Genomic DNA, 13,605 nt, shown 5'->3' with positions numbered 1-13,605 from the left:
GTCCTCGGTGGAGGCGGCCTTGACCGGGGTGTCCTCGGTGGAGGCTGCCTCGACCGGGGTGTCCTCGGCGGAGGGGGGCTTGATGGAAGCGTCGTCGGTGGAGGCGGGCTCGACGGAGGCGTCCCCGGCGGGGGCCTCCTCGGAGGGGGCCGTCCCGCCCTCGCCGTCCTCGGCAGGGGCCGCTTCGGCCGCGGGGCCGACCTCGGTACGGTCCGCGTCGGCACCGGGCTCGGCGTCGTCCGCGTCGGCACCGGCTCCCGCCCGGGTCCCGGCCCCGGCATCAGCCTGAGCCTTGGCTTCAGCCCCGGCTTCAGCCTGAGTCCTGGCCTTGGCCCCGGCCTTCGCCTCAGCCCCGGCGTCGGTCCCGGCCCGGACCTCTTCCTCCTCACCGGCGGTCTCGGCGGCGCCCGGCTCGCGTGCGGCGTCGTCGTTGTCGGGTCGCTCGGTGTTCACCGCATCGCTCCTTCGGCTGCTGTCCTCCCGGCCGACCCTGACCCGGCCCTGTCAAAATGGGCGGCGGAGGGGTCGTATCCCGGATCCCCTCTACGGGGGACGCCGATGGGACGCAGCGGGGGAGCGCACGGTTCCCTGGAACGCGCCGACGCGGAACCCGGGCGCCGGTCAGTCCCCGTAGTCCGACATGGCGTCCAGCAGTCGCGCCGACGCCGACGGCACGGTCACGCCGTGGATGAGCGACGGGGACACCGGGTGCGGGGTGAACCGGTCGGGGGCCGCCCAGTGCGGCACCATCCGGGCACAGTCACCGCGCAGCGACGCAAGGCCGCCCTCCAGATCCGCCGGGGCGGGCACACAGCGCTTGAAGTTCGTCATAGTGGCACCGTATGCACGGCTCGGGCCGCGAAGAAAGATCTACTATCGGGTAGTTTCGTATACTTCAAGGTGGGCCCGCCGACCGGGTAGCGTGAACTGTCAATGCCCCTCCCCCCAGGAGAGTCCACGCCGTGCGCATCGCAGTCACCGGCTCCATCGCCACCGACCACCTCATGACCTTCCCCGGCCGCTTCGCCGACCAGCTCGTCGCGGACCAGCTGCACACGGTCTCGCTCTCCTTCCTGGTCGACAACCTCGACGTACGCCGGGGCGGCGTCGGCGCGAACATCGCCTTCGGCATGGGACAGCTCGGCACGGAACCGATCCTGGTCGGCGCCGCCGGCTCGGACTTCGACGACTACCGCGCCTGGCTCGACCGGCACGGCGTCGACACCGACTCGGTGCACATCTCCGAGACGCTGCACACCGCCCGCTTCGTGTGCACCACCGACGCCGACCACAACCAGATCGGCTCCTTCTACACCGGCGCGATGAGCGAGGCCCGCCTCATCGAGCTGAAGACCGTCGCCGACCGCGTGGGCGGTCTCGACCTGGTCCTGATCGGCGCCGACGACCCGGAGGCGATGCTCCGCCACACCGAGGAGTGCCGCACCCGGTCCATCGCGTTCGCCGCCGACTTCTCCCAGCAGATCGCCCGGATGAACGGCGACGAGATCCGGACCCTGCTGGAGGGCGCCACGTACCTCTTCTCCAACGAGTACGAGAAGGGGCTCATCGAGTCCAAGACCGGCTGGAGCGACGAGGAGATCCTCGCCAGGGTCGGCCACCGCGTCACCACCCTCGGCTCGCGCGGTGTGCGCGTCGAGCGGGCCGGCCAGGACCCGATCGAGGTCGGCTGCCCCGACGAGGAGCGCAAGGCCGACCCCACCGGCGTCGGCGACGCCTTCCGGGCCGGCTTCCTCTCCGGCCTGGCCTGGGGCGTCGGCCTGGAGCGCGCCGCCCAGGTCGGCTGCATGCTCGCCACGCTGGTCATCGAGACGGTCGGCACGCAGGAGTACCGGCTGCGCCGCGGCCACTTCATGGAGCGCTTCACCAAGGCCTACGGCGACGAGGCCGCGGCCGAGGTCCGCGAGCACCTCTCCTGACCCGGTCCGGCTTCTGACCGGCCACTCGTTCGCGGCAGGCCCCGGGAGGGATCCCGGGGCCTGCCGCGGTCAGGACACCCGGCGGACCACATACGCCGAGCCGTGCTCCGCCGGCTCCTCGCCGACGTACTCCTGCCCCCGCATCTCGCACCACGCCGGGATGTCGAGCCGGGCCGCCTCGTCGTCGGAGAGCACCCGGACCGTGCCGCCCACCGGCACGTCGCCGAAGACCTTCGCCAGCTCGATCACGGGGATCGGGCACCGCCTGCCCAGCGCGTCGACCACCAGCGCGTCGCCCTGCGCTGTGCCGGCCACCCGGGTGTCACCCGCGGGCGCCACCGCGCGCACGACCTCCGGCGTGGCAGGCGCGACGGACGCGGCAGGCGCGCCGAGCTTCTCGCGCACCGCCGCCACCGTGCCCGGCAGCACCGACAGGAACCGCTCGACCTCCTCGGCCGGCGTGCCGTACGGCAGCGACACCCGGATGTTGCCCTCGCTCAGCACTCCCATCGCCCTGAGCACATGGCTCGGCGTCAGCGTGCTGCTCGTACAGGACGATCCGGACGACACGGAGAAGCCCTCCCGGTCCAACGCGTGGAGCAGGCTCTCCCCGTCGACATAGAGACACGAGAACGTGACGGTCCCGGGCAGCCGCCGCACCGGATCGCCGACCACCTCCACATCCGGTACGGCCGACGCCACCCGCGTCCGGATCCGGTCCGTCAGCTCCCGCAGCCGTGCCGCCTCCTGCTCCGCCTCGGCGCGCACCGCCCGCAGCGAGGCCGCCGCCGCCACGATCGCCGGGATGTTCTCGAAGCCGGCCGCCCGCCCCGACTCACGCTCGTCGACCGGGCCCTGGGCGGCGAACCGCACTCCCTTGCGGACCACCAGCAGTCCGACCCCGGACGGGCCGCCCCACTTGTGCGCACTGCCCGTCAGCACCGACCAGCCGCCCGGCACCCGGCCCCAGCCCAGCGACTGCGCGCCGTCCACCAGCAGCGGGACCCCCGCTTCCCGGCACAGCTCGGCCACCTCCGCCACCGGCTGCTCGGTGCCCACCTCGTGATTGGCCGACTGGAGACAGGCCAGCGCGGTCTCCGGCCGCAGGGCCTCCTCGTACGAACGGGCGGTCGCCTCGCCGGTCCGCAGCACCGGCACCCGGGTGACCGAGCCGCCCGCCGCCTCGTGCGCCTCGGCCGAATGGAGTACCGAAGAGTGTTCGACCTCCGACACGATCAGGTGGTTTCCCACGCGCCGTCGGCCCGTCAGCACCCCCGCGATCCCCGCGTGCACCGCCCGGGTGCCGGAGGAGGTGAACGTCAGCTCGTCGGGCCGGCAGCCGACGGCGTCGGCCGCCGCATCCCGCGCCGCGTCCAGCAGCAGCCGAGCCCGCCGCCCCTCCCGGTACAGCCGCGCGGGATCGGCCCACCCCTCGTCGAGGGAGGCCGCCAGGGCCTGGCGGGCGACGGGATGCAGGGGAGCGGCCGATGCGGCGTCGAAGTAGGACACACCGCAACGCTAAGCGCCCCGGCCCCACGAGCCGAACCGCCCGCGTGGCCGGGTCACGCCCTCGGCCGTCCTCACCCCTCGGGCGCACCCGACCGGGTGGCGTCCCGAAGCTCCGTCAGAAGACAGTCGCAGCAGGACAACCCACCGTTCCTCAGGACTGAGCGGAGGTGAGCCCATTCAGTCGCACGCCCCGAACGGTCTTGAGCGCTTTCCTACTGCCTCAAGGGCGTGGGAGGTGCCCCCAGGTCCCCGGCGTACTCAACCCCGGGGCGGCGACACGCATCAGGTGCGCGGTCCAGTTCCGGGAGGCCGGTTCCCTGCACGACCTGGCCGGACGGGTGCGGCCAGAGGCGACGGGGAGGCCCCGAACCGTCTCTCCGGTGGAGCGGGGGCCCCGCACGCCGACGCCACACCTGACGCCCCGGATCGTGCCATCACGCTAGCCCGGTCGGCCCAGGAGACCGCTAGTCCGCGGGCCGGCTGTCACGCGAACGAGCTAATTCGACCTCGTGTGCACCATCTGGTGAGCAGTTGCCAACCCCCTTCAGGGGGACCGGCGGCGCGTTGGCCACCCTCCCCGCGCGACCCCAAAACGCGTCCAGTAGGGTTTGGTCCGCATAAACATCCAAACCCCTGCCCGACGCAGGGCGGCGACCGACCAGCGAGAAGGCCGCAGCCGAACAGCGCGGGCGAGACTCTCGGGAAGGCGCTACGTGAGTCCCAACGGCTCCGACCGCTCGCCGCGGCGCCCGATGCGGCGGAAGCTGCTGCAGGCAATGACTGCGGGCCTGGTCCTGGCGACAGCCACTGGTTGCTCGTACAACTGGGAAGACTTCCCCCGCCTTGGTATGCCCACCCCGGTCACAGACGAGGCTCCGCGGATCCTCTCCCTCTGGCAGGGCTCGTGGGCGGCCGCGCTCGCCACCGGCGTGCTGGTCTGGGGCCTGATCCTGTGGGCGACCATGTTCCACCGGCGCAGCCGGACCAAGGTCGAGGTTCCTCCGCAGACCCGGTACAACATGCCGATCGAGGCCCTGTACACAGTGGTCCCGATCATCATCGTCTCGGTGCTGTTCTACTTCACCGCCCGTGACGAGTCGAAGCTCCTCAGCCTCGAGAAGAAGCCCGACGTCACTGTGAACGTCGTCGGCTTCCAGTGGAGCTGGGGCTTCAACTACATCGAGAACGTCGACGGTTCCACCGGTGACGCGAAGACCGACAAGAACCTGGCCGCCATTCCGGACCGGTTCAAGGCGCAGTTCCCGGCGAACGCCGGCGGCGTCTACGACGTCGGCACGCCCGGCACGCGCAACCCGCAGACGGGCAACCCCGGTCCGACGCTGTGGCTGCCCAAGGGCGAGACCGTCCGCTTCGTCCTCACCTCGCGTGACGTCATCCACTCCTTCTGGGTGGTGCCGTTCCTGATGAAGATGGACGTCATCCCCGGCCACACGAACTCCTTCCAGGTGACGCCCAACCAAGAGGGCACCTTCATGGGCAAGTGTGCCGAGCTCTGCGGCGTCGACCACTCCCGGATGCTGTTCAACGTGAAGGTCGTCTCCCCCGAGCGTTACCAGCAGCACCTCAAGGACCTCGCCAAGAAGGGGCAGACCGGTTACGTTCCCGCCGGCATCGCGCAGACGAGCCACGAGAAGAACCGGGAGACGAACAACCTGTGAGCATCGTCAACGAACCTCAGGGCGCCGCGGCGGCCGGAGCCTCGTACTACGAGGACGAACTGCCCGTACGGCGCAAGCAGCCCGGAAACGTCGTCATCAAGTGGCTCACCACCACTGACCACAAGACGATCGGCACGCTCTACCTCGCCACGTCCTTCGCGTTCTTCTGCATCGGTGGCGTCATGGCGCTGCTCATGCGTGCGGAGCTGGCCCGGCCTGGTCTGCAGATCATGTCGAACGAGCAGTTCAACCAGGCGTTCACGATGCACGGCACGATCATGCTGCTGATGTTCGCGACGCCGCTGTTCGCCGGCTTCACGAACTGGATCATGCCGCTCCAGATCGGTGCCCCGGACGTCGCGTTCCCGCGGCTGAACATGTTCGCCTACTGGCTCTACCTGTTCGGCTCGCTCATCGCGGTGGGCGGCTTCCTCACCCCGCAGGGTGCGGCCGACTTCGGCTGGTTCGCCTACTCCCCGCTGTCGGACGCGGTCCGCAGCCCGGGTGTCGGCGCCGACATGTGGATCATGGGTCTGGCCTTCTCCGGCTTCGGCACCATCCTCGGCGCGGTCAACTTCATCACCACGATCATCTGCATGCGCGCGCCCGGCATGACCATGTTCCGCATGCCGATCTTCGTGTGGAACGTGCTGCTGACGGCCGTTCTGGTCCTGCTGGCCTTCCCGGTGCTGGCCGCGGCCCTGTTCGCGCTGGAGGCAGACCGTAAATTCGGCGCCCACGTCTTCGACGCGGCCAACGGCGGAGCCTTGCTCTGGCAACACCTCTTCTGGTTCTTCGGCCATCCAGAGGTGTACATCATCGCGCTGCCGTTCTTCGGCATCATCAGCGAGATCATCCCGGTCTTCTCCCGCAAGCCGATGTTCGGCTACATGGGCCTGATCGCCGCGACGATCGCGATCGCCGGTCTGTCCGTGACGGTGTGGGCCCACCACATGTACGTCACCGGCGGAGTGCTGCTGCCGTTCTTCTCCTTCATGACGTTCCTCATCGCCGTTCCGACCGGCGTGAAGTTCTTCAACTGGATCGGCACGATGTGGAAGGGGTCGCTGAGCTTCGAGACCCCGATGCTGTGGGCGGTCGGCTTCCTGATCACCTTCACCTTCGGTGGTCTGACCGGTGTCATCCTGGCCTCGCCGCCGATGGACTTCCACGTCTCGGACTCGTACTTCGTGGTGGCGCACTTCCACTACGTCGTGTTCGGCACGGTCGTCTTCGCGATGTTCGCCGGCTTCCACTTCTGGTGGCCGAAGTTCACCGGCAAGATGCTCGACGAGCGCCTCGGCAAGATCACCTTCTGGACCCTGTTCGTCGGCTTCCACGGCACCTTCCTGGTCCAGCACTGGCTGGGTGCCGAGGGCATGCCCCGTCGTTACGCCGACTACCTGGCGGCCGACGGTTTCACCGCCCTGAACACGGTCTCCACGATCAGCTCGTTCGTCCTCGGCCTGTCGATCCTTCCGTTCTTCTACAACGTGTGGAAGACCGCCAAGTACGGCAAGCCGGTCGGCGTGGACGACCCGTGGGGCTACGGCCGCTCGCTGGAGTGGGCGACGTCCTGCCCGCCGCCGCGCCACAACTTCCTCACCCTGCCGCGGATCCGCAGCGAATCCCCGGCGTTCGACCTGCACCACCCTGAGATCGCCGCGCTCGAGCTGGAGCACGCCGCCCACGGCGGCGCCATCACGGGCGGCAAGGAGGCCGGCAAGTGAAGATCCAGGGCAAGATGTTCATGTGGCTGAGCGTCTTCGTCCTCGCCATGGCGGTCGTCTATGGCGTGTGGTCGAAGGAGCCGGCCGGTACCACGGCGCTCTTCCTGGCCTTCGGCCTGTGCATCATGATCGGCTTCTACCTGGGCTTCACCGCCCGGCGGGTCGACGCGGGTGCGCAGGACAACAAGGAGGCGGACGTCGCGGACGACGCCGGCGAGCTGGGCTTCTTCAGCCCGCACAGCTGGCAGCCGCTGTCCCTGGCCGTCGGCGGTGCCCTGGCCTTCCTGGGCGTCGCGATGGGCTGGTGGCTGCTGTACTTCTCGGCCCCGCTGATCCTGCTGGGCCTGTGGGGCTGGGTCTTCGAGTACTACCGCGGTGAGAACCGCACCCAGTGAGCCGTGCTGACCCCAGGTCAGCCGCTGTACCACCCGGGAGCCCGGATTCTCCGCAAGGAGGGTCCGGGCTCCTGCGTTTGCCGGAGTCCGCATCGCTCTTAAGGGCTACTCAACGCGCCGGTGCCGACGAAGCTTCCTAGCGTGATGCCATGAGCCTTTCACCCCGCCCTCGCACCACCGTCGGCTGCGCGCTGCTGGTGATCGCCCTCTGCGCGGGCGTCACCGCCTGTGGCGCGGACGGAGACCCGCTCGCCGGCCGGCCCTACGCCGCGGACCCGGAGATCGTCTTCGACGCCCCGACGGACAACGGGAAGAAGGCCGACCCGGACAAGCCCCTGGAGGTCACCGCCGAGGACTCCGACGGGCGCCTGACGGACGTCACGGCCGTCGACACGTCGGGCCGTTACGTGGCGGGCGAACTGGCCGCGGACGGCAGCCGCTGGCACAGCACCGCGCCGCTCGCCGCCGACACCCGCTACACGGTGCGGGTGAGCACCGAGGACGACGACGGGGCGCCCGGCCGCAAGGTCCTCACCTTCGACACCGGCCGGCCCGCGGGCAAGGCCCGACAGAACGTCGACGTCCTCTTCACCCCCAGGTCGGGCCTGTACGGCGTCGGTCAGCCGGTCGTCGCCCAGCTCAGCGTGCCCGTCAAGGACAAGGGTCAACGGGCCGTCGTGGAGCGGGCCCTGAAGGTGGACACCACGCCCGCGGTGGAGGGCGCCTGGTTCTGGGTGAACGACAAGGAACTGCATTACCGCCCCAAGGACTACTGGCCCGCCCACGCGACCATCCAGGTGCACAGCAACCTGGCGGGCATGCGTATCGGCGACCGGCTGTGGGGCGGCAGGGCGGCCCCCCTGAAACTCACCACGGGCGACCGCATCGTCGCCGTCACGGACGCGGCGGCGCACCAGCTGACGGTCTACAAGAACGACCGGCCGATCAACCGGATCCCCGTCACCACCGGCAGGCCCGGCTTCGACACGCGCAACGGCGTCAAGGTCATCCTGGAGAAGCAGCGCATGGTACGCATGCGCGGCATCACGATCGGCATCGAGGAGGGCACCTCGGACTCCTTCGACCTGCCCGTCTACTACGCCTCGCGGGTCACCTGGAGCGGCGAGTACGTGCACGCCGCGCCCTGGTCGGTGGGCTCCCAGGGCTCGGAGAACGTCAGCCACGGCTGCGTCGGCATGAGCACCAGCAACGCGGAGTGGTTCTTCAACACCGTCCACGAGGGTGACGTCGTCCAGGTCGTCAACTCCGGCGGCCACGAGATGGAGCCGTTCGGCAACGGTTTCGGCGACTGGAACGTCACCTGGGACAAGTGGCGCTCCGGCAGCGCGCTGCAGGGCGGCGCCCCGGAGAGCCCCCGGCCCGAGGACACGGCGAGGCTGCGGCCGACGCCGGTGTGACCCCGCCGGGGGAACCGGGACCGGCTGTCACCCGATCGGGGGATCGAGGGGCGTGAGGGGCCGTCAGGGACCGGCCGTCACCGGCCGACCGGATCTCGTCCCGTGGGGAACCCCGCGCCCCGTCCGGCTACGCGCTCAGCAGCCGCTTCCGGCGCAGCAGAGCGGCCAACGACCCCGCGAACTCCACCGGATCCACCGGGAGCGTCACAGCGGCGTCGGCGCGGCTCCAGGTGGCCAGCCAGGCGTCCTGCGGCCGCGCGATGAGCAGCAGCACCGGCGGGCACTCGAACACCTCGTCCTTGATCTGCCGGCACAGGCCCATGCCGCCCATCGGCACGGCCTCGCCGTCGAACACGCAGAGGTCGATGCCGCCCCGGTCCATCTCGGCCAGCACCGCGGCCGGGGTGGCGCACTCCACGAACTCGACCGCGGGCACGTCCGGTGCGGGCCGGCGTCCGGCCGCGAGCCGCACCTGTTCGCGGGTGTTGGAATCGTCGCTGTAGACCAGCACCGTGGCGGTCGGCTGCATGTTTCCTCCGAGACGTCAGCGTCGTACGGACAGAACCGGTGCGGCGGATGCTACTCCCTTGAACAGGCTGTCAACACCTGTTGGAACACCGCTTCGATGGGCCATACGGGCACTGCACACGCTGGGAACACTCCGAACGGCACCCCCCGGAGTGAGGGCGGGATAAGGGACCGACATAATGTCGGTCGTGGCGACAGCAACGACAGTAGAAACCGGGCACGCGCACCCGTCGGTCAACCGGCCGAACCTCGTCAGCGTCGGAACCATCATCTGGTTGAGTTCCGAGCTGATGTTCTTCGCGGCCCTCTTCGCGATGTACTTCACCCTGCGATCGGTGACGGGTCCCGACCACTGGAAGGAAATGGCGTCCGCCCTGAACTTCCCGTTCTCGGCGACGAACACCACGATCCTGGTGCTCTCCTCCCTCACCTGCCAGCTCGGCGTCTTCGCCGCCGAGCGGGGTGACGTGAAGAAGCTCCGGGGCTGGTTCATCATCACCTTCATCATGGGTGCGATCTTCATCGGCGGTCAGATCTACGAGTACACCGAGCTGGTGAAGAAGGACGGGCTCTCGCTCTCCTCCGACCCGTACGGCTCGGTGTTCTACCTGACCACCGGCTTCCACGGCATGCACGTGACGGGCGGCCTGATCGCTTTCCTGTTCGTCCTCGGCAGGACGTACGCGGCCAAGAGGTTCACCCATGAACAGGCGACCGCGGCCATCGTCGTGTCCTACTACTGGCACTTCGTCGATGTCGTCTGGATCGGCCTCTTCGCCACGATCTACATGATCAAGTAGCCGGGCCCGATCCCGCGCACCTTCCAGAAGCATCGACGCAGAAGATCCTGACACCGGGGTAATCCGTGAAAAAGCTCTCCGCACGACGACGCCATCCGCTGGCGGCGGTCGTCGTCCTACTCCTCGCGCTGGCGGCCACTGGGGGGCTGTACGCCGCGTTCGCGCCCGCGAGCAAGGCGCAGGCCGATGAAACCTCCCAGTCCCTCGCCATCGACGAGGGCAAGAAGCTCTACGCCGTCGGCTGCGCCAGCTGCCACGGCACCGGCGGTCAGGGCACCTCCGACGGTCCGAGCCTGGTCGGCGTGGGCGCCGCGGCCGTCGACTTCCAGGTCGGCACCGGCCGTATGCCTGCTGCGACCTCCCAGGGCCCGCAGGTGGTGAAGAAGAAGAACATCTACAGCCAGGCCCAGATCGACCAGCTCGCGACCTACATCGCGTCGCTGGGCGCCGGCCCGAACGTCCCCACCTCGGCCCAGTACGGCCCCGAGGGCGCGGACATCGCCAAGGGCGGCGAGCTCTTCCGCACCAACTGCGCGCAGTGCCACAACTTCACCGGCAAGGGCGGTGCCCTCACGGAGGGCAAGTTCGCGCCGGACCTGGAGGGTGTGGACCCGAAGCACATCTACGAGGCCATGCAGACCGGCCCGCAGAACATGCCTTCGTTCCCCGACACCACCCTGTCGGAGCAGAACAAGAAGGACATCATCGCGTACCTGAACGCGGTCAACAGCGATGAGACGGTGAACCCCGGCGGTCTCGAACTGGGCGGCCTCGGGCCGGTCAGCGAGGGTCTGTTCGCGTGGATCTTCGGTCTCGGCGCCCTGGTCGCGGTCGCCGTCTGGGTCGCCGCTCGGACCGCAAAGGCCAAGAAGTCATGAGTAGCCAAGACATTCCAGAAGAGAACCTGCCCGCTGAGCAGGCCCACGCGCACGGCGCCGTGGACGTAGCGGACGAGCAGAACCCGTTCGCCGACCCGGGGCTGCCGCCCCACGAGCACCGGATCCAGGACATCGACGAGCGGGCCGCCAGGCGGTCCGAGCGTGCGGTCGCCTTCCTGTTCACGCTGTCGATGCTGGCCACCGTCGGCTTCATCGCGTCGTACGTGACGATCCCGCCGGACAAGTCGATCTTCGTGTTCCCGATCGGTCACATCAGCGCGCTGAACTTCGCGCTGGGTCTGACCCTGGGCGCGGCGCTGTTCTGCATCGGCGCGGGCGCGGTCCACTGGGCCCGCACCCTGATGTCCGACGTGGAGGTCGCCGACGAGCGTCACCCGATCGAGGCGTCCCCCGAGGTCCGCGCGAAGGTCTTCGCGGACTTCAAGGAAGGTGCCACGGAGTCCGCGCTCGGCCGTCGCAAGCTGATCCGCAACACGATGTTCGGTGCGCTGGCGCTGTTCCCGCTCTCCGGCGTCGTCCTTCTGCGCGACCTCGGTCCGCTGCCCGAGGACAAGATGCGCCACACGGCGTGGTCCAAGGGCAAGCTCCTCGTCAACATGAACACGAACCAGCCGCTGCGCGCTTCGGACGTGGCCGTCGGTTCGCTCACCTTCGTCAAGCCCGAGGGCCTGGAGGAGACCGACGAGGAGTTCCAGAACGAGATCGCCAAGGCGGCCGTGATGATCGTCCGGCTCCAGCCGGACGACATCAAGGACAAGCAAGAGCTCGAGTGGTCGCACGACGGCATCGTCGCGTACTCGAAGATCTGCACCCACGTCGGTTGCCCGATCTCCCTGTACGAGCAGCAGACGCACCACGTTCTGTGCCCCTGCCACCAGTCCACCTTCGACCTGTCCGACGGCGCCCGGGTGATCTTCGGTCCCGCCGGTCACGCCCTGCCGCAGCTGCGCATCGGCGTGAACCCCGAGGGCTACCTCGAGGCGCTCGGCGACTTCGCAGAGCCCGTCGGTCCTGCATTCTGGGAGCGCGGATGAGCACTACGACCACCACCGAGTCCCGCTCGCGCGGGAAGGCGCCGGCCGGCGAGCGGATCGCCGACTGGGCCGACGGCCGGCTGGGGATCTACTCCCTGGCCAAGGCCAACATGCGCAAGATCTTCCCCGACCACTGGTCGTTCATGCTGGGTGAGGTCTGCCTCTACAGCTTCCTGATCATCATCCTCACGGGTGTGTATCTGACGCTGTTCTTCCACCCCTCGATGAACGAGGTGGTGTACCACGGCAGCTACGTCCCGCTCCAGGGACAGCTGATGTCCGAGGCGTTCAGCTCGACCCTGCACATCTCCTTCGAGGTGCGCGGTGGTCTGCTCATCCGGCAGATCCACCACTGGGCGGCGCTGATCTTCCTCGCCGGCATGTTCGTGCACATGATGCGCGTGTTCTTCACGGGCGCGTTCCGCAAGCCGCGTGAGGTCAACTGGCTGTTCGGCTTCCTGCTGTTCGTCCTGGGCATGTTCACCGGCTTCACCGGTTACTCGCTCCCGGACGACCTGCTCTCCGGCACCGGTGTCCGCTTCACCGAGGGCGCGATCCTGTCCATGCCGATCGTCGGCACGTACATCTCGTTCTTCCTCTTCGGCGGGGAGTTCCCGGGCCACGACTTCGTGGCGCGGTTCTACTCGATCCACATCCTGCTGCTGCCGGGCATCATGCTCGGCCTGGTCGTGGGCCACCTGATCCTGGTCTTCTACCACAAGCACACGCAGTTCGCGGGCCCCGGCAAGAGCAACAAGAACGTCGTCGGCATGCCGCTGCTGCCGGTCTACATGGCCAAGGCCGGAGGCTTCTTCTTCCTGGTCTTCGGTGCCATCGCGGCCATCGCGGCGATCGCGCAGATCAACCCGATCTGGGCCATCGGCCCCTACCGTCCGGACCAGGTGTCGACCGGCGCCCAGCCCGACTGGTACATGGGCTTCGCCGAGGGTCTGATCCGCTACATGCCCGGCTGGGAGATCAACATCTGGGGCCACACGCTGGTCCTGGGCGTGTTCATCCCGCTGGTCCTCTTCGGTGTCGTGCTCGCCGCGCTGGCGCTCTACCCGTTCATCGAGTCCTGGATCACCGGCGACAAGCGCGAGCACCACATCCTGGACCGCCCGCGCAACGCGCCGACCCGCACGGCCCTGGGCACCGCCTGGGTCACGATGTACATGATCACGCTGGTCGGCGGTGGCAACGACCTGTGGGCCACCCACTTCCACCTGTCGATCAACTCGATCACCTGGTTCGTCCGGATCTTCTTCTTCGTCGGACCGGTCATCGCGTTCATCGTCACCAAGCGGATCTGCCTCGGCCTCCAGCGCCGGGACCGGGACAAGGTGCTGCACGGTCGCGAGACCGGCACCATCAAGCGCCTGCCGCACGGTGAGTTCATCGAGATCCACGAGCCGCTCAGCCAGGAGCAGCTCCACACCCTCACCGCGCACGAGCAGTACCAGCCGCTCGAACTCGGCCCGACGGTCGACGAGAACGGTGTCGAGCGCAAGCTGAAGGGCTCGCAGAAGCTGCGCGCCAAGATCAGCAAGGCGTACTTCGACGAGGACAGCCAGATCGAGAAGCCGACTGTCGACGAGTACAAGGAGATCACGAGCGGCCACGGCCACCACTGATCGCTGCGCTCGCCACGCGCACACAAGGACCCCGTCCGGTCT

12 protein-coding genes and 1 pseudogene are annotated in these 13,605 nt (G+C 68.8%); 9 read left to right on the top strand and 4 right to left on the bottom strand.

Annotated features, from left to right (window positions below; genetic code table 11):
• Positions 1-453: pseudogene (locus ACWC24_RS04540) on the bottom strand (hypothetical protein); the annotation flags it as partial.
• Between the two features lie 168 nt (positions 454-621).
• On the bottom strand, positions 622-831 hold the full coding sequence (locus ACWC24_RS04535; protein WP_450661336.1) for a hypothetical protein: 210 nt from the start codon (positions 829-831) through the stop codon (positions 622-624).
• A 131-nt stretch (positions 832-962) separates the two neighbouring features.
• Here ACWC24_RS04535 and ACWC24_RS04530 point away from each other — a divergent pair, with 131 nt between their 5' ends.
• The gene (locus tag ACWC24_RS04530) at positions 963-1,937 is read left to right on the top strand and encodes a carbohydrate kinase family protein (protein ID WP_450661335.1); all 975 of its coding nucleotides are present in this window, start codon (positions 963-965) and stop codon (positions 1,935-1,937) included.
• A 69-nt stretch (positions 1,938-2,006) separates the two neighbouring features.
• Here the strand turns inward: ACWC24_RS04530 and ACWC24_RS04525 are convergent, their stop codons facing one another.
• Complete coding sequence (locus ACWC24_RS04525) at positions 2,007-3,446, bottom strand: aminotransferase class V-fold PLP-dependent enzyme (RefSeq protein WP_450661334.1); 1,440 nt, start codon at positions 3,444-3,446, stop codon at positions 2,007-2,009.
• 713 nt (positions 3,447-4,159) lie between these two features.
• Here ACWC24_RS04525 and ctaC point away from each other — a divergent pair.
• From ctaC to ACWC24_RS04505, 4 genes are all read left to right on the top strand, one after another.
• A complete protein-coding gene (gene ctaC / locus ACWC24_RS04520) occupies positions 4,160-5,125 on the top strand; it encodes an aa3-type cytochrome oxidase subunit II (RefSeq protein ID WP_450661333.1) in 966 nt (321 codons plus the stop codon).
• Positions 5,122-6,855, top strand: coding sequence for an aa3-type cytochrome oxidase subunit I (gene ctaD / locus ACWC24_RS04515; protein ID WP_162468385.1), 1,734 nt, complete (start codon positions 5,122-5,124; stop codon positions 6,853-6,855). Before ctaC ends, ctaD begins: the two co-directional genes overlap by 4 nt.
• Positions 6,852-7,250: an aa3-type cytochrome oxidase subunit IV gene (locus tag ACWC24_RS04510; RefSeq protein WP_162468384.1), complete on the top strand. Its 399-nt coding sequence runs from the start codon at positions 6,852-6,854 to the stop codon at positions 7,248-7,250. Before ctaD ends, ACWC24_RS04510 begins: the two co-directional genes overlap by 4 nt.
• Before the next feature lie 149 nt (positions 7,251-7,399).
• Entirely contained in the window at positions 7,400-8,668 is a 1,269-nt protein-coding gene (locus ACWC24_RS04505; protein WP_450661332.1) for an Ig-like domain-containing protein, read from the top strand.
• Between the two features lie 127 nt (positions 8,669-8,795).
• Here ACWC24_RS04505 and ACWC24_RS04500 read toward each other — a convergent pair whose 3' ends face one another.
• Entirely contained in the window at positions 8,796-9,197 is a 402-nt protein-coding gene (locus tag ACWC24_RS04500; protein ID WP_450661331.1) for a hypothetical protein, read from the bottom strand.
• Positions 9,198-9,375: 178 nt separating this feature from the next.
• Here ACWC24_RS04500 and ctaE point away from each other — a divergent pair, with 178 nt between their 5' ends.
• The 4 genes from ctaE to qcrB all read left to right on the top strand — a co-directional run bounded on the left by ctaE (position 9,376) and on the right by qcrB (position 13,563).
• Complete coding sequence (gene ctaE / locus ACWC24_RS04495) at positions 9,376-9,996, top strand: aa3-type cytochrome oxidase subunit III (RefSeq protein WP_152886520.1); 621 nt, start codon at positions 9,376-9,378, stop codon at positions 9,994-9,996.
• A 65-nt stretch (positions 9,997-10,061) separates the two neighbouring features.
• Positions 10,062-10,874, top strand: a complete 813-nt coding sequence (gene qcrC, locus ACWC24_RS04490; RefSeq protein WP_351600003.1) for a cytochrome bc1 complex diheme cytochrome c subunit — start codon at positions 10,062-10,064, stop codon at positions 10,872-10,874.
• Positions 10,871-11,929, top strand: a complete 1,059-nt coding sequence (qcrA, locus tag ACWC24_RS04485; protein ID WP_450661330.1) for a cytochrome bc1 complex Rieske iron-sulfur subunit — start codon at positions 10,871-10,873, stop codon at positions 11,927-11,929. Before qcrC ends, qcrA begins: the two co-directional genes overlap by 4 nt.
• Entirely contained in the window at positions 11,926-13,563 is a 1,638-nt protein-coding gene (gene qcrB / locus ACWC24_RS04480; RefSeq protein ID WP_450661329.1) for a cytochrome bc1 complex cytochrome b subunit, read from the top strand. Before qcrA ends, qcrB begins: the two co-directional genes overlap by 4 nt.
• Positions 13,564-13,605 lie beyond the last annotated feature (42 nt).

The sequence above is a fragment of the Streptomyces sp. NPDC001443 genome, assembly GCF_053597355.1.
Note: the sequence above shows the minus strand (reverse complement) of the source record. Positions and strands in the feature narration are given on the sequence as shown.

Bases quoted from the DNA above. Each gene is read 5' to 3' on its own strand.
- qcrA (WP_450661330.1), top strand. From the start codon at position 10,871: ATGAGTAGCCAAGACATTCCAGAAGAGAACCTGCCCGCTGAGCAGGCC.
- ACWC24_RS04535 (WP_450661336.1), bottom strand. From the start codon at position 831: ATGACGAACTTCAAGCGCTGTGTGCCCGCCCCGGCGGATCTGGAGGGC.
- qcrB (WP_450661329.1), top strand. From the start codon at position 11,926: ATGAGCACTACGACCACCACCGAGTCCCGCTCGCGCGGGAAGGCGCCG.
- ACWC24_RS04500 (WP_450661331.1), bottom strand. From the start codon at position 9,197: ATGCAGCCGACCGCCACGGTGCTGGTCTACAGCGACGATTCCAACACC.
- ACWC24_RS04505 (WP_450661332.1), top strand. From the start codon at position 7,400: ATGAGCCTTTCACCCCGCCCTCGCACCACCGTCGGCTGCGCGCTGCTG.
- ctaE (WP_152886520.1), top strand. From the start codon at position 9,376: ATGTCGGTCGTGGCGACAGCAACGACAGTAGAAACCGGGCACGCGCAC.